This window comes from Streptomyces sp. NPDC040405, assembly GCF_055595765.1.
On the sequence record NZ_JBVIVI010000003.1, the window covers coordinates 552,837 to 574,613 of the forward strand.

The following is a 21,777-nucleotide window of genomic DNA, read 5'->3' on the forward strand; positions in this document are numbered from 1 at the left end:
CGGGAGCACCCGCCGCTGGGAATGTGGCGCGACCACAGGGATCCCGTTGCTCGGAGGTCGCGACGCATGAACCCGGACAACAGCAGAGCGGGGCGGCTGCTCGTCGCCTGTACGGCACTTCTCCTCGTCCCCGGCTGCATGGCGGGGACGATGGACTCCGACGCGGGGGAGGTGAACGGCGGGCCCACGGTGCGCGTCGCCCTCGGTGTCGACGCCTCGTACGCGCCCTTCTACCTGGCGAAGGAGCGGGGGATGTTCGCCAAAGCGGGCGTGAATGTCGAACTGATGCGGACCGAGGGCGGCCCGACGGCGGGCCAGGCGGTGACGGCCGGTACCGCACAGCTGGCGGCCAACGCCGACTCCACCGCGCTGCCGCTGATGGCGGGTGATCCGGGGCTGCGGGCGCTGGGGGTGTTCCAGTCCTCCGACCGCTATCTCAAGGTGGTCCTGCGGGACGGCATCACCTCCCCGCGGCAGATCAGGACGATGGCGTCCATCCAGGGACTCGGCCTGTACGCGACCCACGCGTATCTGCGCCGCCACGGCATCGATCCCAAGTCCGTGAAGATCCATCAGAGTTCCCCGCCCGAGATGCCGGGGCTGCTGCAGCGGGGCTCCATCGACGCCTACGTCCTCTATGAGCCGTGGGCGGCCAAGGGCGCGGAGTCCGGCGGCCACATCGCCGGTCACAGCGGCGACTTCGGGGTGACCTATGTGCAGTGGCTGCTGGCCGAGGAGCGCTGGCTGAAGAGCAACCGGGAGGTCGCGGCCAAGGTGTTCAGGGTGCTCGCCGAGGCCGACCGGATGGTGACCCGCGACCCCGGCGCCGCCGCGAAGGCCACCAACCGGCAGGTGAAGCTGCCCATGGAGCAGACGCGGAAGGTGCTCCCGGAGATCACCTTCCGCGTCCGCGGACTCACCGGCGCCGACGTCGCACAGTCACGCCGGATCACCCGCTTTCTCACCGGCCAGAAGCTCATCAAGAAGTCGCCGGATCTGCACCGTGCCCTGCTGACTGGCTGGTACGAGCGGTACGCCGGTTAGGCGGCCGTCGCACCGGGGCGGGTCAGCTCGACCGTCCCGGTGACACACGCCGTGCCGTCGTCCTTGACGACGGACAGCTCCAGCGAGACGCGCTGTCCCTCCGCGGCGGGCTCGACCGCGGTGACCGTCGCGGTGCAGGTGAGCGGTTCACCGGCCACGGCGGTCGCCCGGTTGCGCCAGCTCACCCCCTCCAGCCGCGCGCCCGGCCCCGACCAGTCGAGGGCGTACTGGACGAGTGTCTCGCCGTGCAGGGTGGACTGCACGACCACATCGGGAAACCCCTCCGAGGCGGCGAACTCCGCGTCGTAGTGGATGCGGTGCCCGTTCCATGACACGGCGCTGAACCGGAACAGCTGCACCCTGCTGTGGGTGTAGCGGTGCGGCGGGCAGACCTGCCCGGCGGCGGGGGTGTTCACGCGGCGGCTCCCTTCTCCCCGTCCGGGGCAGCGCCCCCGTCCAGCACGACGATCGTCTCGTCCACGACCATCAGCTCCTTTCCGTCCTCCGCGGTGAAATGGGTGGTCACGCTCAGCAGGACGAACTCCCCCGAGCGGCCCCCCTTGCGGTCCGCCGAGACCAGCGCCCGGGACGCGGCGATCCGGTCGCCCGCCACCGGGACCCCGGAGAGCCGCACCGACTGGCCGCCGTGCACCAGACGCACCGGCAACCCCTGCGTACACGGGGACTCCCGGGCGGCCAGGCCGTCCGGGCGCAGTTCGGCCTCGGCCGGGCCGTCCTCCCAGCCCATCATCGCCGCGAGGAACAGCGGCGGAGCCTCGACGGGCTCCCCGGCGGCCTCGCGGGCGCGGGCCCGGGCCGCGTACGCGTCGTCGCCCACCGCGGCGGCGTACCGGCAGAACTCCTTGACCGTCAGCACACCGCAGTCCTCGGTCGTCCACTGGCCGGCCAGCGACGGGGCCCGCGCCACCACCTCCTCCAGCGCCTTCACAGGGCGGCCCGCAGTGCCCGGCTGATCCCCAGACCCGCGGTGCGCAGCGCGCCCACGTGGGTACCGGCGTCGAAACGGTAGGTGGGGGCGGTGATGGACAGCGCGCCCGCCAGCGAGCCGCCGCGGGCGAAGACCGGCACGGCCATGCTCAGATAGCCGAGCCGGATCTCCTCCGCCTCGGTCGCGATGCCCTGCTCCCGGACCCGCTCCAGCTGGCACAGCAGCCGCGCGGGCGAGGTGATCGTGTACCGGGTGTAGGGCTTCAGCCCGTTGCCGATCACCTCTCCGGCCAGGGACTTCGGCGAAAACGCCAGGATCGCCTTGCCCGTGGCGGTGCAGTGCAGCGGAAGCCGCCCCGCCACCCGGGACTCCTCGCTCAGTCCGCGATGCGGCAAAATCTTCTCCAGGTAGACGACGTCGAGACCGTCGTGGATCGCGAAGTGGATGGTCTCCCGGGTGGCCAGCAGCAGGTCCTCCATGTACGGCTGCGCCACCTCGCGCAGGATCCGCTGCCGGTGCACCCGCTGGCCGATCTCGAACAGGCGCAGCCCCAGCCGGTAGTCGCAGCCCGCCCGCTCCAGGAGCCCCCAGACCACCAGCTCCTGGGCCAGCCGGTGCACGGTGGCCTTCGCCACGCCCGTACGGCGCACCAGGTCGGCGAGGGAGAGGGTGTCGTCGTCGGCGGTAAACGCCTCCAGGATCGGGCGCACCTTGCCCAGGACGGAGTTCATCGGGTCGGGCCCCGGCGGCGCGGGGCGGTCCAGCGGGACGACGGTCATGCCGGACACCCCCTCACCGTGTCGCCTCTTCGAGGAACGCCAGGCTGAGCGGGTTGTACAGCTCCGCCTTCTCGTGCTGCGGCCAGTGCCCGCACTCGTTGAAGATCTCCAGCCGGGCCCCGGGGATGGCGGCGGTGATGGCCTCGGCCTCCGGCACGGCCCCGAACGGGTTCTTGTTGCCCCACACCACCAGGGTCGGCGCCTTGATCCTGGCCATCCGGTCCGGCCGCAGCAGATTGCGTGTCCGCCGGTCCACCTCCTGCAGCGCCAGCAGATTGTGCAGGTTCTCCTGGAACTCGGGGCGGTGGTAGATCTCGTAGCGGATCCGGGTCAGCTCCTCGCCCAGCTCCTCGTCCCACTCCGCCCACAGCAGTCGCAGCCGCTCACGGGTGAAGGACACGTCGTCCTTCAGCGACGCGGCGCGGGTCGAGGTCTTCAGTCGCTCCATCACCTCCGGGTTGATCTTGGTGCCGCCCATGCACAGCAGCTGGAGCGAGGCCACCCGGTCCGGGTATTCGCTCGCCGCCCAGGAGCCCACCCAGCCGCCCAGCGACTCGCCGACCAGATGCGCCCGCTGTGCGCCCACCGCGTCCAGATAGGCCATCAGATGCTCGACATAGGCCGGGATCTCCCCGGGGCGGTCCGGCTTGTCGGTGTAGCCGTGGCCGAGCATGTCGATGGCGTGGCAGCGGTAGCCCCGCTCGACGTACGCCGGGATGTTCCGTACGAACGCCTCCAGATGGCCGGTCGTGCCGTGCAGGAACACCACGTGCTCGCCGTCCTCGGGCCCCGCCTGCAGCGCCCGGGTGGTGATGTCGCCGGTCTTGACGTAGGCGTGCCGGTAGTCGATGGCCGACAGTTCCGTCCAGATGCTCATGGCTGCCTTTCGCTGGTGTGGTGGTGTGTGGGATCGAGGACGGCGACACCCATGCCGGTGAGCCATTCGGGCAGGGACTCGTAGGACAGCCGCCGTCCGGGGGCGTGGCCGAGCAGGGCCGCCATGAGCAGCCAGGTGCGCACCTCCTGGGCGCCGTTGCCCGCCACCTTCTCCAGTTCCTCGGTGGTGTACCGGGCCACCTCATGGGTCCGGCCGCTGGTCACCAGGCTCAGGAACTCCTCGTCGAAGTCCTCGTTGATCGCGGACTCCGCGGCCCGGATGATCTGGCGGCGCCTGACGTCGTAGTCCTTCCAGTGGTCGCGGCCGTTCAGCCACGCGCCCACCATGAACTCCTCGTCGTCGCCGTGCGGATCGCGCCAGTCCGGCCACGGCAGCCGGTGCGACAGTCCGCCGGAGCCGATCACCGCCACCCGGCGGCCCTCGGGAAACGCCAGCACGGCGTCCCGGATGGCCCGGCCCAGCCGCTCGCAGCGTTCGAGCGTGGGCAGCGGATGGGCGAACACGTTCACCACCAGCGGCACGATCTCCACGTCCAGCCCGTCCAGCAGATACTGGATGGCATGCGACTGGCCGTGGTCGATCTGCAGCCTGGCCGAGTACGCCAGGTCGAAACGGCCGCCCTCCACCAGGGTGTTGGCGATGTGCCGGGCCAGCGGCACGTCCACCGGCTGCGGGCCCTCGGGGGTGCCGGACTCGCCGCTGGCCACGCACTCGCCCACGCCGATGGTGAAGCTGGGGATGAGGTCCAGCCAGAAGCCGCGGAAGTGGTTGGAGCCCACCAGGATCACGGTGTCGGGCCGGGCCGCCGCGATCTCGTCGCGTGCCTCCCGCAGCGCGTCGCGGAACCGCTCGGCGCGGTCCTTGTGGAAGGTCTCCTCCCAGTGGGTGTTCATGAGCGTGCTGTGCGACGCGCCCACACCCAGGACGATCTCGGTCATGCCGGTACTCCTTCCACCTCGTCGCGTGTGCGGGTGACGGTGTCGACGGCGGTACGGATCAGATGGCGCGTCAGGTGCTCCATGGCCCGTACGTCGACGGTGTTCATCCCCCGCGCGAAGTCGATCTCGAAGGGGGCCTCGGAGACCTTCGGCATGCCGACGCGCACCGTGGGCACGCCCCGGCCGCGCAGGATGTTGGCGTCGGTGGCGCCGCTGTTGCCGCGGATCACCTCATGCGGCCGGCCCTCCAGCGCCTCCCAGCCCGCGACAGCGCTGCGGCACACCCAGCTGTCCGGGTCGGTCCGGGTGCCGGGAATGGCGAGGATCATCTCCGCGGTCACCTCGATCCCGGTGTCCTCCCGGATCGTGGCGAGCGCGGCCAGGAACTCCCGCTTGGCCCGCATCGGGGTCATCTCCGGGCCGATCCGCAGATCCACCCGGAGCGTGCAGGCCGCCGGGGTCGTGGCCGCCATGCGCGGCCATCCGCCGCGGACCGAGGCGACCACCCCCTGCGGCGCCACGGTGCCCCCGGTGTGGCGGAGCGCGTACGCGGCGAACCACTCCTCCAGCCGCAGCGCGACCGTGCCCGCGTTCGCGATGGCGTTGTCGTACGGCAGGCGGTGGCGCGACCCCACGTAGGTGTGCAGGCCGGGCACGGTCACCTCGAACCAGACGAGACCGACCTCGTCCCAGGACACCGTCCAGCCGGGCTTGGCGATCACCGCGTAGTCGGTCCACACCCCCTGCTCCAGCAGGAACGAACATCCCACGCCCTGGCCCGTGTTGTACCGGACACCGCCGGGCCGGGCGTTGGTGGGCATGCCACCCGCGCCGAACGCCGCGACGAGATCGCCGGTGAGCGGGACCCCCGCCCGGCGGATGGCCTCGGCGGCCATCATCACGCACGCGGCGTGGCCCTTCGGGTTGGACGCCCCCAGCCCGGTCACCAGGTCGCCGTGGACGGTGGCGCTCGGGCGCATGTCGGGGCGCAGCTCGGGGCCGATCCAGGGGACGTCCTCGCTCTCCTCGCCGACCGTGAGGGTGTCGATGGGCGCGTAGAGCATGAGGTCGGGGCCGGTGCCGTCGCCGGGCAGCCGGGCCCAGGCGTTGGCCTGCCGGTCGTCGACCGGCTGCACCCGGGCGTGGCATCCGGCGTCGCCGAGGGTGCCGGCGATGTGTGCGGCGAGCGGCCCCTCGTCGCCTGTCGGGCTCGGGACGTCGACCAGCCCGATGATCAGCTCGCGCAGCCGGTCCGTGGTGACGTGCTGCCAGGCGTCGGCGACCCAGGCGCGCCGCCGCTCGTCCAGCCCGGCCAGGCCGTTCGGCACGTCCGTGCCCGCCGGTCCGCCGCCGGTCACTGGTTGATCCTGTGGACCTGGGTCATGGTGGTGCGCGCGATGCGCTTCCCGGCCAGGGGGAGACCCACGGCGATCGCGGCTCCGGCCAGCAGGGTGAGCAGGGTACGGCCCATGGTCATGCCTTCTTCTCGCGGGTGGGCGTGGTGCCGGAAGGGGAGTCGGCTGTGGTGGCGTCGCCGCCGACCGCGGCCAGCTTCTTGCCGTACTCCTCCTCGCTGAGGTTCCGCCAGGCGGTCAGCGAGACATCGGGGCGGTACAGCTTCTCCGGGGGCGCGTCGGTGACGTCGACCATCCAGGCGTCCTGGCCGGAGAACTGCCCGTGGAACAGCCAGCGGATGGCGCCCAGGTACTTGGCGTAGAAGCCGAGCGTCTGCCACCCCTCGGTGAAGTTGACCATCACCCCGACGTAGCGGTGGTTGTCCTCGTCCACCGGCACGTAGAACTCGTAGTGGATGAACTTGGGGTAGGCGATGCGCAGCACGCCCGGCATCGACAGGGACGCGAAGCCGGGAAACTCCTGCGCCTCGATCGTCGGGTTGATCTTGTCGGCCTTGCCGGTGTTGCCGATGTTGAAGGTTTCCTTGGGCGGCTGCATCTTCCACCAGCGCTTGTTGGACCAGTGGCCCACGCCGGGGTAGTCGGCCTCCCAGTGCACCTCGTCCTGGACCCGGAAGATCCAGCGCCCCTTGGGCACGATCCGGGTGATGTTCCAGGTGGGCATGGGCTTGAACAGACGCCACAGCGAGGTCCGGTGCAGATACTTCGCGTGGCCCTCGTCGAAGCCGTTCTCGCAGGCGAAGCGCCAGTTGCCGCCGCGCGGCTCGATCCGGCCGCCCATGACGAACCCGTTGCCGACCAGTTCCTCGGGAAGCTGGGAGTCGATGGAGTGCGGCTCCTCGTCGGCGAGCGGGATGTACACCCACACCATGCCGAGGCGCTCTTCCACCCGGTACGTCCGCACCGCGACCTTGCCGGTCAGGCGGCAGCCGGGGCCGTCGGTGATGACCGCGGCCAGGTTGCCGGTGGGCAGATCGAAGGTCCACCCGTGGTACGGGCAGCTCACGGTGCCCGGAAACTGCTGGTCGCCCTCCGAGAGCGGCACCCCGCGGTGCGGGCAGCGGTTGTGCAGTGCGTACGCCGTGCCGCCGTCCCGGATCAGCGTGATCTTCTCGCCGCAGATCGTGAACGGGAGCGGCTTGCCGGTGATGTGGCTGGACCAGGTGACCGGGTACCAGTACCCGCGGAAGCCCGAGCCCGCCGCGTCGTAGTGGGGCCATGAGCTCCAGTCCTGGCGGCCGGGCGCCCCCGCCGCTCTGCCGCGGCCCCGGCCGGTGTTCTTGGTATCGGGCGAGCCCTCGACCGTCATCGTGCGTGTCCTCCCGCTGCCGAATGAACCGTGGCACCGAGAATGCGCGGACCTACCGGATCCGCCTACGGACTCGTCCCGCTCAGCAGAACGCCCGGTGTCGCGGGATCCGCGGGGGAGCGGCCGTCACCTCGCGCGGCACCCCGGTCGAGGGCGCCGGGCCGCGGGCGTCCCGCTGAGCGGAACCCTCGCCATGCGCGGGCGCGCCGCCGCGTTCTACCGTGCGCGCACTCGGCGAAGGGACCACGATGACGAAGACCATCGCAACCCCCCGGCCCCCGGACGGCTCGCCTCCCGGGAGCGGCGGAACACGCGGTGCGGCCCTGTCCGCCACCGGGGTCGGCATCCGGTTCGGCTCCTTCGAGGCCGTACGGGACATCTCGCTCGACATCGCCGCCGGTGAGTTTCTCTGTCTGCTCGGACCGAGCGGCTGCGGCAAGTCCACCCTGCTCTCCGCCATGGCCGGATTCGTCCCGGTGTACGAGGGCGGTCTCACCGTCGACGGCGCCCCGGTCACCGGCCCCGGCCCCGACCTCGGCATGGTCTTCCAGAGCAGCGAGGCCCTGTTCGACTGGATGACCGTACGCCGGAACGTGGCCTTCGGCCCGCGGATGCGCGGACAGTCCCGGGCGGCCCGGGCGGAACTGGCCGACACCTACCTCGGCCTGGTGGGGCTGCGCCACTGCGCCGACCGGTTCCCCGGCCAGCTCTCCGGCGGCATGCGCCAGCGGGTGCAGATCGCCCGGGTGCTGGCGGGCGGGCCGCGCGTGGTGCTGATGGACGAGCCGTTCGGCGCGCTCGACGCCCAGACCCGCCAGGTGATGCAGGACGAGATGGGGCGGATCTGGAGGGCCTCGGGCTGCACGGTCGTCTTCGTCACCCACGACATCGACGAGGCGATCCTGCTGGCCGACCGGATCGCCGTGATGACCGCCGGCCCGGCCGCCTCCGTCAAGGCCGTCTACCCGGTGGACCTGCCCAGGCCCCGCGACGAGACGGATCCGGCCGCCGTCGAGCTCCGCCGCGCCCTGCGGGAGGACATCGGCGAAGAAGTGCGCAAGGCCCTGCGCGACCAGGGACTCGACTTCGAGGAGGCACGATGACCACCGTGACGGCGGGCACCTCCGCCACCCCGCGCCCGGGGCGGCGCCCCGGCCGCGCCGCCGCCGGACGGCTGCGCGCGGCCGGGCTGTACACGGTGTCCGTCCTCGCCGGGGTCGCCGTCTGGCAGCTGCTGGCGGTGACGTACGGCTCCGCCCTGGTCGCCTCCCCGAGCGAGACCCTGTCGGCGGCCAGGGAACTGGCGGCCGACGGCACCCTGTTCAACTCGGTCGTCGCCTCCGGCCGCCGCATCCTCATCGGCTGGGGCCTCGGCCTGGCCGTGGGCGTACCGGTCGGCCTGCTGATCGGGCAGATCCCGCTGGTGCGGCATCTGCTCGACCCCTACATCGAGTTCTTCCGGTTCATCCCTCCGGTCGCGTTCGTGACCCTGGCGGTGGTGTGGCTGGGCATCGGCGAATCGTCGAAGGTCGTCCTCATCTTCTACACGTCGGTCTTCATCGTCACCCTGAACACCAGCGCCGGGGTCATGGCCGTGAACGAGTCCAAACTGCGCGCCGCGGCGAGCCTGGGCGCGAGCCGCCGCCAGATCCTTCAGAGCGTCGTCCTGCCCTCGACCGTGCCCCACATCGTCACCGGGGCGCGGCTGGCGATGGGCAACAGCTTCCTTACCATCGTGTCCGCGGAGATCGTCGCCTCGCAGGTCGGCCTCGGATCCCTCATCTGGACCTCCCGCAACTACGGCCGCATCGACTGGGTCTTCGTCGGGATCATCACCCTGGGCATCCTCGGGTTCGTCTACGACCGGGTGCTCCGCATCGCCGCCTCCCGTGTACTGAGCCGTTATGGAGTGAAACTGTGAGCAGCCAGCTGTCCCGCACCCTCGTCCTGGAGCGCTTCGGCGCCCTGCCCCGGCTGTCGGAGCGGCCGGTGCCGGAGCGCGGGCCCGGCCAGACCCTGGTGCGGGTGCGGGCCGCGCAGGTGGGACACCTCGACCTGAACATCGTGGACGGCGCGTTCGGCATCCTGCCCGACCTGCCCACCGTGCCCGGCACCACGGGCTGCGGCGTCGTCCTGGCCTCCGACACCCACCCCGAGGGCGCCCTGGTGCGGATCAACGGCAAGGGGCTGGGGATGCGCCGGGACGGTGCCTGGGCCGACCACGCCGTGGTGCCCGACGCGGCCGTGGCCCCGGTGGCCGAGGGCACCGACCCCGCCCTGGCGTGCAGCTACTTCTCCCCGGCGGGTACGGCCTGGGCGGCGGTGCACTCGGTGGCGGCGATACAGCCGGGGGAACGGGTTCTCGTGACCGGCGCGGCGGGCGCGGTCGGCGCCCTGACGGTGCAGGTCGCCGCGCGCGCCGGGGCAGAGGTCATCGGCGTGGTCGGCCGCCCGGCCAAGCTCGCCCACGTCCCGGCCCCGGGCAAGGCGGTCCTGGCCACGGACCTGTCGCCGGAGTCCGTGGGCGGGCCGGTCGACGCGCTCATCGACACCGTCGGCGGCACGGTGCTGCGCGACGCCCTCGCGCTGGTCCGCCCGCGCGGCCGGGCCGCGCTGGTCGGCTACACCGCCGGACGGGAGTTCGCCGTCGACCTCGCGGACTGGCTCCTGGCCGACGTGGCGCTGCTGCCCGTCAACCTGATGTCGCGGGGCAAGGAGGTCGCCGCCGACACCGACGCGATGCTCGGCGATCTGATGTCCGGAGAGCTGACCCTGTCGATCGAGCGCTACACGCCCGACCGGCTGGCCGAGGCGGTGGAGCGGCTGCGCACCGGGGCCGCTGTGGGCAAGGTGGCGCTCGACCTGTCCTGACCCGGTCTCCCTTTGAGCGGGCCGCACCGGCGGCCCGCTCAGCGGACCGGTTCGCTTGGGCGGAAGCCCCCGCCGCCCCACCATCGGTGCATGGACCTCATGGACATCCAGGCACCCCCGGCCGGCGCCTACGCGGAAGCGGATGGCGCCACGTACCACTACATCGAGACGGGGCAGGGCAGCCCCACCGTCTTCCTCCACGGAGGCGGCCCCGGGTGCACCGGCTGGTCGGACTTCGGCCAGGTGTCGCGGCTCTTCGCCGCCGACCGCCGGTGTTTCCTGGTGGACATCCTGCAGTACGGCAAGTCCGGGAAGCAGGTCATCAAGGGCCCGATGTGGGACCACCACGCCGCCAAGACCGTGGCGCTGATGGACACCCTCGGGCTGGAGCGTGCCGACTTCGTGTGCAACTCGTGGGGCGGCACCATCGCGCTCAACCTGGCCGCCCTGTACCCCGAGCGGGTCCGCTCCCTCGTCATCACCGGCAGCATGCCCGTCTTCCACGGCCCGCTGGCCCCGCTGCCGGAAGGCGGCCGCCGCGGACGCAACGCCCGGGACGTGTACTACGGGGGCGGCGGCCCGTCGTGGCAGAAGATGCGCGAGCTGATGGCACGCCTGGAGTGGCACGACCCGGACGCCATCCCCGACGCCACGGTGACGATGCGCTACGAACAGAGCCTGGACCCGGAGGAGACCGCGCTCGCCGGGGCCTCCGACAACCCGCGCGGCGACTGGCAGGACCTCACCGGGGCGCTCGGCCGCATCGAGGCGCCGACGCTCTTCATGTGGGGCATGTACGACGCCTTCCTCACCCCGGACTATCCGCTCATGCTCGCCCGCATGATCCCCAAGGGCAATCTGCATGTGATGAACGACGTCTCGCACCACCTCCAGGAAGAACGGCCCCACGACTACTACACCGTCGTCTCCGCCTTCTTGAATCAAAAGCATGTCTGAACCAGCAGCACGCCTGACACGCCTGACACCGCGCGGAGGAAACGTGAGCGAGCCCGCTCTGCGAGTCGTCGAACTGTCCAGCCCGTTCGCCCGGTTCGCGGGCCGCCTGCTGGTCGGACTGGGCTACGAGGTGGTCCTCGTCGAACCGCCCGAAGGCGACGCCACCCGCCGGGAGGAGGGCGGCGACGCGTTCGCCCACTGGCACGCCGGGAAGCGTGCCGTGACCCTCGACCTTGCCGCGCCCGACGGCGCGGCGGGGCTGCGCCATCTGCTGGAGGGCGCCGACATCCTGCTCGACGGCACTCCCGGCGGCGCGGAGGCGAGCGCCGACGGCCTTGACCATCTGGTGCACGTACGGGTCACCCCCTTCGGCCTGACAGGGCCGCGCAGCGGGTGGCAGGGCAGCGACTTCGTGGTGGCGGCGCTGGGCGGGATGCTCGCGCAGGTGGGCGACCCGGACGGCCCGCCGCTGCGGATGCCCGAGGGCCAGGCGGAACACCTCGCGGGCGTGGGCGCGGCCATCGCCGCCCTGCTCGGGCTGCGGGCCCGGCGGCACGGCCCGGGCCAGCTCGTCGACGTCTCCGCGCAGGCGTGCGTCGCGGCCGCCCTGGAGGCGGGCACCCTCGCCTACCTCCACGAGGACCGGATCCCGGGCCGCCCGGGACGGGTGCATCCGCTGGTGCCGCACGGGCTGTTCAAGGCCGCCGACGGCTATCTGGGCGGTGGACTCGGGGGCAGTCCGCGCATGTGGGACGCGCTGCTGGAGTGGCTGCGTGAGGAGGGTGCGGAGGCCGATCTCGCCGAGCCCCGGTGGCAGGATCCCGTCGAGCGCAAGACCCACCAGGAGCATGTGTTCTCGGTGGTCCAGGACTTCCTGAACCGCTGGCCCAAGGCCGAGTTCGCGGAGCGGGCCCAGGCCAGGAAGCTGCCCTGGGCGGCCGTCGACCTGCCCCATGAGCTGCCGGACAATCCGCAGCTCGCCGCGCGCGGCTTCTTCACCCGGCTGCGGACACCGCAGGGGGAGCGGACCGACCTCGGCTTCCCCTTCGCGTTCCCCGAGGGCCACCGGCCCGGGAAACTCGACGTCCCCGGGCCCGGCGCCGATCAGGGCCTGCTCGACGAGCGCCGTCCGGCCCGCCCGGTCACCGCCGCCGAGGGCCCGGCGGGACCCGCGCTGGACGGCGTCCGCGTACTCGACCTGACCTGGGTGCTGGCCGGTCCGTACTGCACCAAGGTGCTGGCCGACCACGGCGCCGAGGTCATCAAGGTCGAGTCCGCGGGCCGCCCCGACCCCACCCGGTTCGCCCCCTTCATGCACCTCTCCCGGGGAGACCACACCGACCCGAACACCGGCGGCTACTTCAACGAGGTCAACCGCAACAAGCAGAGCATCGCCCTCGACACCAGGACCGAGGACGGCATCGCGGTGCTCCGCGAACTCATCGCGTCCTGCGATGTGCTGGTCGAGAACTTCAGCTCCACGGTCATGACCAAACTCGGCCTCGGCTACGACACCCTCCGCGAGATCAACCCCGGCATCGTGTACGTCAGCATGTCCGGGATGGGCCACACCGGGCCGCGCAACGGCTGGGTGTCGTACGCGGACACCGTGTCCGCGAGCAGCGGACTGACCGGCCTCACCGGCTGGGGGCCCGACGACGTGGTCGGTGTGATCTACGGCCACGGCGACATCGTCGCGGGCCTCCAGGCCGCGCTCGCCACCGTGGCCGCGCTGGAACACCGCGACGAGACCGGGCGCGGACAGCACATCGACCTGTCCCAGCTGGAGGCGATCGCCGCCCACATGGGGACCAGCCTGCTGGCGTCGTCACGGCCGGGAGGCGACGTGGCCCGGCCGAGGGGCAACACCCACCCGCGGTGGAGCCCGCAGGGCGTCTACCGGTGTCTGGGCGCCGACCGGTGGCTGGCCGTCAGCGTCCGCGACGACGCCGAATGGGCGGCCCTGTGCGAGGTGATCGGGCGCCCGGAGCTGGCCACCGACGAACGGACCCGCACCGCCGAGGACCGCCGCCGGGCCACCGGCCTGGTGGACGGCGCGCTCGGCGGGTGGGCGCGCGGCATGCCCGCCGACGCGGCGGCCGAACTGCTCCAGGAACGCGGCGTACCGGCCGGAGCGGTGCAGGACGGCCGGGAACTCGTGGAAAGCGACCCGCAGTTGCGGGCCCGCGGCTTCTATGTGCACGCCGAACACCCGGTGGCGGGCGGCTTCCTCCACGAGGGCCTGCCGATCCACCTCACCCGCACCCCCGGCTCCGTGCGCAGGCCCGCACCCGTACTCGGCGCCGACACCGACACGGTGCTGCGCGAGGTGGCCGGACTGACGCCGGAACGCATCCGGCGGCTGCGCGACGCGGGGGTCCTGCGGTGAGCACCCCGGTGGGCGCACCGGGCGCGGCGATGACGCTTCCCGCCCTCCTCGACGCCGCCGCGGCGGAGTTCGGCGACCGGGTGTTCCTGCGCGTGGACGGGGTGACGCGCACCTACCGGCAGTCCCGCGAGGCGGCGGCCACCATGGCGGGAGCGCTCGCCGCGCGCGGCTGCCGCCCGGGCGACCGGATCGCCGTCATGTCCGGCAACTGCCTCGAATTCGTCGATCTCATCCTCGGCGGTGCCTGGCTCGGCGCGGTGCTGGTGCCGCTGAACACCGGTCTGCGCGGCGAGGGCCTGCGACACGTCCTGTGCGAGGCCGAGCCGTCCTTCCTGCTCGCCGAGGAGGAGTTCACCGGGCGCGTCACGGCGGCCGGTTACCGGGGCCCGGTGTGGACCATCGGCGGCGACGGCGTCCCGGCCCCGGGTGGGACGGTGGCGCTCCCGCCCGCCTCGGTGGGACCTGCGGACACCGCCGCCATCCTGTTCACCTCGGGCACCACGGGGGCCTCGCGCGGTGTGCGCTGCCCCCACGCCCAGTTCGTCTGGTGGGGCCGTAACGTCGCGGACTCCCTGCGTCTCACCTCCGACGACGTGCTCCACACCTGTCTGCCGCTGTTCCACACCAACGCACTCAACGCCCTGGCCCACGCGATGACCGTGGGCGCCGCGTACACGCTCGGGCGGCGGTTCTCCGCCGGTGCGTACTGGGGCCAGGTGGCCGAGGCCGGTGCCACCGCCGTGTATCTGCTCGGCGCGATGGTGCCCATGCTGCTGGCGCGCCCGCCCGGCCCCCACGACCGTGCGCACCGGGCCTGGCGCGGCCTGTCCCCGGCCACCCCGGGCCCGGCGTACGAGCCGTTCCTGTCCCGCTTCGGCGTCACGCTGGTGGACGGATTCGGCTCCACGGAGACCAATCTCGTCCTCGGATCGACCCCCGCCCGCCACCGGCCCGGCTACATCGGCACCGTGCGCGACGGCTTCTCCGCGCGCGTGGTGGACGAGGCGCTCGCTCCCGTAGCGGACGGCACGCCGGGCGAACTGGTCGTCCGCAGCCACCAGCCGTTCGCCTTCTGCACCGGCTACCTGGGGGACGCCGAGCCCCCGGCGCCCGACTCCTGGCGCCGCACCGGCGACCGGGTGGTCCGGGAACCCGACGGGTGGTTCCGCTTCGTCGACCGGATCAAGGACGTCATCCGCCGCCGCGGCGAGAACATCTCGTCGGCGGAGGTGGAGTCGGCGGTCCGTACCCATCCCGCGGTGGTCGCGGCCGCGGCCTTCCCGGTGGCATCGGAGCTGGCCGAGGACGAGGTCATGGTGGCGGTGACGGTCCGGCCGGGCGGGGTGCTGGACCCGCTGGACCTGGTGCGCCACTGCGAGGACGAGCTTCCGCCGTTCGCCGTGCCCCGGTACGTCGACATCGTCCCCGAACTGCCGCTCACCGCGACCGGCAAGATCCGCAAGGCCGTGCTCCGCGAGCGCGGAGTCACGGCGGACACCTGGGACCGGACCGGCCGCGGGGCGCCCCCGGTCAGCCGCCCGTCACCCACTCCGTGATGACCTTGGCGTACTCCTCGGGCAGCTGCTCGGGCGCGGGGACGTGTCCGCCGGGAAGAACCCGGGTGTCGCAGCCGAGCACCGCGGCGAACTTCTCCAGGGCGGGCAGCGAATAGTGGTCCTCGGCGGCGCACACCGCGAGCGTCCGGGCGGTGATGTGCGGCAGCCGCGGCTCCATCGCATAGCGGCGGACCGCCACATGGCCCTCCTCCACCCGGTCCAGCACCGTCACCGCGTCGATCACATAGCGGTGCAGCGCGGCCTCCTGCCCTTCCCGGTAGAAGGCGCGCCGCCGGTTCCACAGCTCCAGCAGATGGGAGCCGTCGGGCCGGGGATCCACATGGTCGACCGGCTTGCGCCGGTCGGCGGTGCGCCGCTTCTCGTCGTCCACGAAGGGTGTGGCGGAGAGCAGCAGGCTGGAGACGCGGTCCTGGTAGCGTGCGGCCAGCTCGACCGCGATGACGCCGCCCGTGTGGTGCCCCACCAGGTGGAACCGCTCCAGGCCCAGTGCCTCGATGAATGCCCCGGCGGCGTCGGCGAAGCGCTCGATCGTATGGGGTTCCTCGGGCTTCGCGGAGGCGCCGAAACCGAGTGTGTCCATGGCGATTCCCCGGTGCACGGCCCCGACCAGTGGCAGCACATCCAGGTACTCGGTCCATGAGCGTGGCGTCTGATGGAGCATCAGCACCGGCTCGCCCGTGCCCGATTCGACGTAGTGCAGCTGCCCGAAGGGGCTGGGCACATAGCCGCGCAGCAAGGAGTCCGTCATGAGTGACCTGCCTGTTCCATCGGACGGGAGGGAGCGGAAGGCGCGCGCCGATGGCGAACACTGTGACGGTCGTCAGGGTCACGGCACCAGGCAGCCGGTCCGCTCTGTGAACCGCCGACCGGGCGTTCGGCATGGCCGACCGGGCGCTAAGAATTCGACAGATCGCTCCATGACCCTCGATTGCTCCGCGGGCACACCTTAGGGTATATGGCGATATGTCGATGGATCCGGCTGGTCGGGTACGCACCTGGTGCGACGAGCGGCTTCCCTTGCTCTCGGCGGTCGGAGTCCAGCTCACGGACCGCGAGGTGATGGAGTACGCGCTGGCGCAGGCGGTGTCCGAGCTGGGCGGTATCGCCGGAGCGGTGCACTGGTCGTGCGGCCCCGCGGGCAGCCAGGAACTCCGTCTGGTGCTCGTCGGCGGGCTGCCCCGGTCCGCGCTCCAGGAGTGGGAGGAGATCCGGGAGGACGATCCGGCGCTCGCTCCCGCCCGAGCCGTACAGGACGGCGCGTTCGTCTGGATGCCCGCCGCCGACCGGCGTGTTCCGGACGCGCGCCGCCCGGACGCCGTGCGTGTCCGCACGCGCACACACGGCAGGCTGCCCGAGGCGACCATGGTGGCCGCCGTCCCCCTCTTCGGCGAGGACGCCCCCGTCGGCGCGCTGTCGGTGTTCACCGGGCCCGGCGCGCCCACCGCGGAGCAGCGCGACTTCCTGCTGGAGCTGGCCCGCTGGGCCTCCGGGCGGCTGTCGCGGCCCGCTCCCGCGGCGGGCGCCCATCCGTGGTGGCAGGAGCAGCCGGTCGGCTCCGGGCTCCGGCAGGCCCTGGTGGCGGCCAGGGTCGGGTCCTGGGAGTGGGACATCCGCACCGGCGAGATGGTCTGGGACGCGGCGGGGCTGCGCCTTCTGGGCATACCGGAGGACTACGAGCGCCGCATCGAAAGCTGGGTCGGCATGATCCACCCCGAGGACGTGCCGCGGGTCATGGCCGCCACGCAGGAGGCGCTGCACGGGCACGGTGTGTACGAGGCCGAGTACCGGGTGTGCCGCCCGGACGGCACCACCGGCTGGGTCCAGAGCCGCGCCCATCTGGCGCTCGACGGGCACGGCGCGCCCGTCCGCATGATCGGCCGGGTGTGGGACACCACCGAGAGCCGCATCGCGCGGGAATCCGTGGGACAGGCGCTGCGCTTCATGAGCGACGCGTTCCTGGCGGTGAACCGGGAGTGGCGGATCACCTTCCTCAACGTCGAGGCCGAGCGCCTCGTCGGCCCGTCCGTGGACGTGCTGGGCGGGCCGCTCTGGGACGGCCCCGCGGGCCTGGTCCCCGACCTGGAGGCCCGCTGCCGCCACGCCGCGCTCGACGGCACACCGGTGGGGTTCGACATCCAGTGGCCCACCGACAGCCGCTGGTACCACATACGGCTGGTCCCCGGGCCCGACGGGCTGACCGCCTACCTCACCGATGTCACCGACACCCGCAACCGGGCGGCGCGGCGCGAGGCGGACGAACGGTCCGCCGCCGAGCAGGCGGTGCGGATCCGCGGGCTGACCAGCGCGCTCGCCGAGGCGGTGACCACCCACGACGTCGTCGACGTGGCCGCCGCCCACATGCTGTCCCCGTTCGGCGCCTCGGGTCTGCTGATCCAGGTGCTGGAGAGCGAGCGGTTGCACGTGGTCGGGGCGGTCGGCTATCCGCAGACGTTCCTGCGCAAGATCGACGGCATTCAGGTGGCCGAAGGCCACCCCCTGCTCCACGATGTGATCGCCGCCCGTCACCCCCGCTTCATCGCCTCGGCCACGGAGTATGTCGAGCTGGCTCCCAGCCTCGCCGACTACCCGGCCCTCGCGGAGAAGAACGCCTGGGCCATCCTGCCCCTGACCGCCTCCGGCGAGCCCAACGGCGTATGCGTCGTCGCCTTCGCCGAACCCCGCCGCTTCTCCGCCGACGACCGCACGCTGCTGACCGCCCTCAGCGGCATGGTCGCCCACGCCCTGGCCAGGGCACGGCTCTACGACGCGGAGCACGCCCGCGCCCAGGCGCTCCAGCGCGGACTGCTGCCCCAGGACCTGCCCACGCCGTCCGCCGTCACCGCGGCCGTACGGTATCTGCCCGCCAGCAGCGGTACGGAGGTCGGCGGCGACTGGTACGACATCATCCCGCTGTCCGCGGAGCGGGTGGCGCTCGTCATCGGCGATGTGATGGGCCACGGGCTGGCCGAGGCCGCCACCATGGGGCGCCTGCGCACCGCCGTGCACACGCTGGCCAACCTGGAGCTGCCGCCCGAGGAGGTCCTCGCCCACCTCAACGACATCGTCAGCGACCTCGGCGACGACTCCTTCGCCACCTGCCTGTACGCCGTCTACGACCCGGTCTCCGGGGTCTGCTCCATGGCCCGCGCCGGTCATCCCCCGCCGCTCCTGGTGCGCCCCGACGGCACCGTGGAGTGCCTGGACATCGAGCCCGACCCGCCCCTGGGCGCCGCCGAACCCCCGTTCAGCACCTTCGAGCTGCGGCTGCCCGGCCACAGCCTGCTGATGCTGTACACCGACGGCCTGGTCGAGTCGGCCAGCCGCGACATCGACGTGGGCATCGCCGAGTGCTCCCGGGTCTTCACCACCGACCTCGGACGGCGCCTCGCGGTCCCCGGCCGTCCGCCCCCGGCCTGCGGCCCGGGCGAGGACCACCGCGAGGACCGCAGACGGCTCGACCGGCTCTGCGACACCCTCATCGACACCATGCTGCCCGCCCAGCAGCTCACCGCCGACGACACCGCCGTGCTCGTCGCCCGCCTGCACCGCACCGCCCCCGGGAACATCGCCGTCTGGCGGCTCCCCGACGAGCCGGTGGCGGCCTCCCTCGCGCGCGACCACGTCCGCGGCCAGCTGCGCGAGTGGCATCTCGACGAACTGGTCATGACCACCGAACTCCTGGTCAGCGAGTTGGTGGGCAACGTCGTCCGGCATGCGAGGGGGCCCGTCCAACTGCGCCTGCTCCGCGGCCGGTCGCTCATCTGCGAGGTGTCGGACGGCAGCGCCACGACACCCCGGATCCGCCGGGCCGCCGAAATGGACGAGGGCGGCCGCGGCCTGCAACTGGTCGCCGCGCTCTCCCAGCGCTGGGGGACGCGCTACACCGCCGACGGCAAGTGCATCTGGACGGAACAGCCCATCCCGCCCCAGCGACCCTGAACGGCTGCTCCACGGAGGGCAGTTGACGTAGTCTCCTGGTTGACATTTTCGCCTGTGCGTCACGAGGTCAACCAGGAGGACGCAGTGCGCAGAAGTTCGCGCATCCGCAAGGTCTCGTTCATCCTCGGCAGTGCCATCGGTCTGGTCGTCGCCCTGCCCGGAACCGCTCTCGCGGACCCGCCGAAGGCCCTGCCCGGCAACGCGGAGGCGCTGGAGCAGACGTTCCAGCCCGCCTACGACTACGACACGGACGGCTGCTATCCCACCCCCGCCATCGGCCCTGACGGCACGCTGAACGGCGGGCTCAACCCGTCCGGGGCGCCCAACGGCCAGTGCCACGACGCCCCGGACCTCGACAACACCAACGGTTACGCGCGCTCCAAGTGCAACAACGGCTGGTGCGCGGTCATGTACGGCCTCTACTTCGAGAAGGACCAGGCGTCGGTCGGCGGACACCGCCACGACTGGGAACACGTCGTGGTCTGGGTGCAGGACAACCAGGCCAAGTACGTCTCCACCTCCGCCCACGGCGGATTCACCACCTACACCCCCGACAAGATCCGGTGGGACGGAAACCACCCGAAGATCGTCTACCACAAGGACGGACTGAGCACCCACGCGTTCCGCCCCGCGAACACCAATGACGAACCGCCCGAGAACGACCACCACACGTGGCAGTTCCCCACCCTGGTCGGCTGGAACGGCTACCCCGCGGGCCTGCGCGACAAGCTGAGCCAGGCCGATTTCGGCAGCGCCGTCTTCGGCCTCAAGGACGGCAACTTCGCCGCCCACCTGCAGAAGGCCAAGCCGTCGGGCATCCCCTTCGACCCCAGCGCCTGAGCCTTCGCCACCCGACTGCCCCCAGGTCAGCCCAGGGCACGGTCGAGGTTGAACGCGGCGCTGATGAGCGCGAGATGGGTGAACGCCTGCGGGAAGTTGCCGATCTGCTCACCGGTGCGGCCGATCTCCTCCGCGTACAGCCCGCAGTGGTTGGCGTACGTCAGCATCTTCTCGAACGCGAGCCGCGCCTCGTCCAGCCGTCCGGCCCGGGACAGCGCCTCGACGTACCAGAACGAGCAGATCGAGAAGGTGCCCTCTTCGCCGCGCAGCCCGTCCGGGCTGGCCTGGGGGTCGTAGCGGTAGACCAGCGAGTCGGACACCAGGTCCTCGCCCAGCGCGTCCAGCGTGGACAGCCACTTGGGGTCGGCGGGCGAGATGAACTTGGCCAGCGGCATCATCAGCACGGAGGCGTCGAGTACGTCGTCGCCCTCGTGCTGCACGAACGCCTGCCGCCGCGGGGACCAGCCGTGCCGCATGATCCGGCGGTAGATCTGGTCGCGGGTCCGCGACCAGCGGGGCATGTTCGCGGGCAGGCCGCGGTGGGTGGCGATGCGGATCGCCCGCTCGATCGCGACCCAGCACATCAGCCGCGAGTACAGGAAGCACTGGGGCCCGGCGCGGGTCTCCCAGACGCTCATGTCCGGCTGGTCCCAGTGCTCACAGACCCAGTCGACCAGTTCGCAGACGGTGTCCCAGTGGTCGCTGGCCAGTGGCTTTCCCCACTTGTCGTAGAGGTAGAGGGAGTCCACCAGCGCGCCGTAGATGTCCAGTTGCAGCTGGTCGACGGCCCCGTTGCCGGAGCGGACCGGGGACGAGCCCAGATGGCCCTCCAGATGGGGGAGTTCCTGCTCGGTGAGTTCGCTGCGGCCGTCGATGCCGTACATGATCTGCAACGGCCCGCCGGGGCCGTCCCGCAGCCGGATGTCCTCGGACAGGAAACGCACGAACGCCTCGGCCTCGTCGGTGAAACCGAGCCGTAGCAGTGCGTAGATGCAGAACGCGGCGTCGCGGATCCAGACGTACCGGTAGTCCCAGTTGCGTTCCCCGCCGATCTGCTCGGGCAGGCTGGCCGTCGGCGCCGCCACGATGGCCCCGGTCGGGGCGTAGGTGAGGAGCTTGAGGGTGAGCGCCGAGCGGTGCACCATCTCCCGCCACCGCCCGCGGTAGCGGGACTGCGAGAGCCAGTGGCGCCAGTACCGCACCGTGGCGTTGAACAGCTGCTCCGCCTCGGCCAGCGGACACGGCCGCGGCCGCACCGGGCCGCCGATCCGGTCGAGCGCGAAGACCGCGGCCTCGCCCTCGACCAGCTTGAACGAGGACACCGCGTCGAGGCCGTCGGTCTCCACCGTGACGCTGGACGTCAGCGCGAGGGACAGATCCGGGGAGTCGAACACCGTGAGGCCGCCCTGCCGGACGCTGACGGTGTGCGACTGCCGCCCGTAGTCGAAGCGCGGCGCGACCCGCGCGGTGAACGGCAGCGAACCGCGGACGCACAGCACCCGGCGGATCAGCCGGTGCCGGTCGGCCTCGCGGGAGTCGTCCTCCACCGGCATGAAGTCCTGGACCTCGGCGACACCGTCGTCCGCGAAGAAGCGGGTGATGAGGATGTTGGTGTCGGGGAAGTAGAACTGCTTCGCCCGGGCGGGCGCGTCGGGGGCCAGCTCGAACGCACCGCCGCGGTCGGCGTCCAGGATCGACGCGAACACGCTGGGCGCGTCGAACCGGGTGGGGCAGTACCAGTCGATCGTGCCGTTCGTGCCGACGAGCGCGGCCGTCCGCAGATCGCCGATCAGGCCGTGCTCCGCGATGGGCAGATACCGGGGCGTGTCCGCCTTGCAGGGGCGAAGGCTCTCGGCGACGGTCATCGCACCT

Annotated in this window: 19 protein-coding genes; 9 read left to right on the plus strand and 10 right to left on the minus strand. The window is 72.1% G+C overall.

The window, feature by feature from the left end; translation table 11 throughout:
- Window positions 1–66 precede the first annotated feature (66 nt).
- Window positions 67–1,044: an ABC transporter substrate-binding protein gene (locus ACZ59A_RS16055; protein WP_470958828.1), complete on the plus strand. Its 978-nt coding sequence runs from the start codon at window positions 67–69 to the stop codon at window positions 1,042–1,044.
- Here ACZ59A_RS16055 and ACZ59A_RS16060 read toward each other — a convergent pair.
- Genes ACZ59A_RS16060 through ACZ59A_RS16095 form a run of 8 tightly spaced genes read right to left on the minus strand, consistent with a single transcriptional unit; the run spans window position 1,041 to window position 7,332 of the window.
- Window positions 1,041–1,460 carry a hotdog family protein gene (locus ACZ59A_RS16060; protein ID WP_470958830.1) on the minus strand — a complete coding sequence of 140 codons (420 nt, stop codon included), beginning with the start codon at window positions 1,458–1,460 and terminating at the stop codon, window positions 1,041–1,043. The two genes, ACZ59A_RS16055 and ACZ59A_RS16060, sit on opposite strands and share 4 nt — an antisense overlap.
- Window positions 1,457–1,993: an FAS1-like dehydratase domain-containing protein gene (locus tag ACZ59A_RS16065; RefSeq protein WP_470958832.1), complete on the minus strand. Its 537-nt coding sequence runs from the start codon at window positions 1,991–1,993 to the stop codon at window positions 1,457–1,459. Before ACZ59A_RS16065 ends, ACZ59A_RS16060 begins: the two co-directional genes overlap by 4 nt.
- Window positions 1,990–2,772 (minus strand): IclR family transcriptional regulator, encoded by a 783-nt coding sequence (locus tag ACZ59A_RS16070; RefSeq protein ID WP_468045903.1) that lies wholly within the window; start codon window positions 2,770–2,772, stop codon window positions 1,990–1,992. Before ACZ59A_RS16070 ends, ACZ59A_RS16065 begins: the two co-directional genes overlap by 4 nt.
- A gap of 13 nt (window positions 2,773–2,785) precedes the next feature.
- Complete coding sequence (locus ACZ59A_RS16075) at window positions 2,786–3,649, minus strand: alpha/beta fold hydrolase (RefSeq protein WP_470958835.1); 864 nt, start codon at window positions 3,647–3,649, stop codon at window positions 2,786–2,788.
- The gene (locus tag ACZ59A_RS16080; protein ID WP_470958838.1) at window positions 3,646–4,608 is read right to left on the minus strand and encodes a DODA-type extradiol aromatic ring-opening family dioxygenase; all 963 of its coding nucleotides are present in this window, start codon (window positions 4,606–4,608) and stop codon (window positions 3,646–3,648) included. Before ACZ59A_RS16080 ends, ACZ59A_RS16075 begins: the two co-directional genes overlap by 4 nt.
- The gene (locus ACZ59A_RS16085) at window positions 4,605–5,966 is read right to left on the minus strand and encodes a M20 family metallopeptidase (protein ID WP_470958840.1); all 1,362 of its coding nucleotides are present in this window, start codon (window positions 5,964–5,966) and stop codon (window positions 4,605–4,607) included. The genes ACZ59A_RS16080 and ACZ59A_RS16085 overlap by 4 nt, the downstream gene beginning before the upstream one ends.
- Window positions 5,963–6,085: a hypothetical protein gene (locus ACZ59A_RS16090; RefSeq protein WP_470958843.1), complete on the minus strand. Its 123-nt coding sequence runs from the start codon at window positions 6,083–6,085 to the stop codon at window positions 5,963–5,965. Before ACZ59A_RS16090 ends, ACZ59A_RS16085 begins: the two co-directional genes overlap by 4 nt.
- Complete coding sequence (locus ACZ59A_RS16095; protein WP_470958846.1) at window positions 6,082–7,332, minus strand: aromatic ring-hydroxylating oxygenase subunit alpha; 1,251 nt, start codon at window positions 7,330–7,332, stop codon at window positions 6,082–6,084. Before ACZ59A_RS16095 ends, ACZ59A_RS16090 begins: the two co-directional genes overlap by 4 nt.
- A 248-nt stretch (window positions 7,333–7,580) precedes the next feature.
- Between ACZ59A_RS16095 and ACZ59A_RS16100 the strand changes: the two genes are divergently transcribed.
- From ACZ59A_RS16100 to ACZ59A_RS16125, 6 genes are all read left to right on the plus strand, one after another.
- Window positions 7,581–8,435 (plus strand): ABC transporter ATP-binding protein, encoded by an 855-nt coding sequence (locus tag ACZ59A_RS16100; RefSeq protein WP_470958848.1) that lies wholly within the window; start codon window positions 7,581–7,583, stop codon window positions 8,433–8,435.
- Complete coding sequence (locus ACZ59A_RS16105) at window positions 8,432–9,253, plus strand: ABC transporter permease (RefSeq protein WP_470958850.1); 822 nt, start codon at window positions 8,432–8,434, stop codon at window positions 9,251–9,253. Before ACZ59A_RS16100 ends, ACZ59A_RS16105 begins: the two co-directional genes overlap by 4 nt.
- A complete protein-coding gene (locus ACZ59A_RS16110; RefSeq protein WP_470958852.1) occupies window positions 9,250–10,203 on the plus strand; it encodes a quinone oxidoreductase family protein in 954 nt (317 codons plus the stop codon). Before ACZ59A_RS16105 ends, ACZ59A_RS16110 begins: the two co-directional genes overlap by 4 nt.
- 90 nt (window positions 10,204–10,293) lie before the next feature.
- Complete coding sequence (locus tag ACZ59A_RS16115) at window positions 10,294–11,160, plus strand: alpha/beta fold hydrolase (RefSeq protein WP_470958854.1); 867 nt, start codon at window positions 10,294–10,296, stop codon at window positions 11,158–11,160.
- A 43-nt stretch (window positions 11,161–11,203) separates the two neighbouring features.
- The gene (locus tag ACZ59A_RS16120) at window positions 11,204–13,549 is read left to right on the plus strand and encodes a CaiB/BaiF CoA-transferase family protein (protein ID WP_470958856.1); all 2,346 of its coding nucleotides are present in this window, start codon (window positions 11,204–11,206) and stop codon (window positions 13,547–13,549) included.
- Complete coding sequence (locus ACZ59A_RS16125) at window positions 13,546–15,105, plus strand: AMP-binding protein (protein WP_470958859.1); 1,560 nt, start codon at window positions 13,546–13,548, stop codon at window positions 15,103–15,105. The genes ACZ59A_RS16120 and ACZ59A_RS16125 overlap by 4 nt, the downstream gene beginning before the upstream one ends.
- Here the strand turns inward: ACZ59A_RS16125 and ACZ59A_RS16130 are convergent.
- Window positions 15,080–15,874, minus strand: coding sequence for an alpha/beta fold hydrolase (locus ACZ59A_RS16130; protein WP_468045277.1), 795 nt, complete (start codon window positions 15,872–15,874; stop codon window positions 15,080–15,082). The two genes, ACZ59A_RS16125 and ACZ59A_RS16130, sit on opposite strands and share 26 nt — an antisense overlap.
- A gap of 215 nt (window positions 15,875–16,089) precedes the next feature.
- On the opposite strand from ACZ59A_RS16130, the gene ACZ59A_RS16135 reads away from it, so the two are divergent.
- Window positions 16,090–19,065, plus strand: coding sequence for a SpoIIE family protein phosphatase (locus ACZ59A_RS16135; RefSeq protein WP_470958862.1), 2,976 nt, complete (start codon window positions 16,090–16,092; stop codon window positions 19,063–19,065).
- A gap of 84 nt (window positions 19,066–19,149) precedes the next feature.
- Window positions 19,150–19,905 (plus strand): NPP1 family protein, encoded by a 756-nt coding sequence (locus ACZ59A_RS16140; protein WP_468045281.1) that lies wholly within the window; start codon window positions 19,150–19,152, stop codon window positions 19,903–19,905.
- Window positions 19,906–19,931: 26 nt separating this feature from the next.
- Here ACZ59A_RS16140 and ACZ59A_RS16145 read toward each other — a convergent pair whose 3' ends face one another.
- Window positions 19,932–21,770: a glycoside hydrolase family 15 protein gene (locus tag ACZ59A_RS16145; RefSeq protein ID WP_470958865.1), complete on the minus strand. Its 1,839-nt coding sequence runs from the start codon at window positions 21,768–21,770 to the stop codon at window positions 19,932–19,934.
- Window positions 21,771–21,777 lie beyond the last annotated feature (7 nt).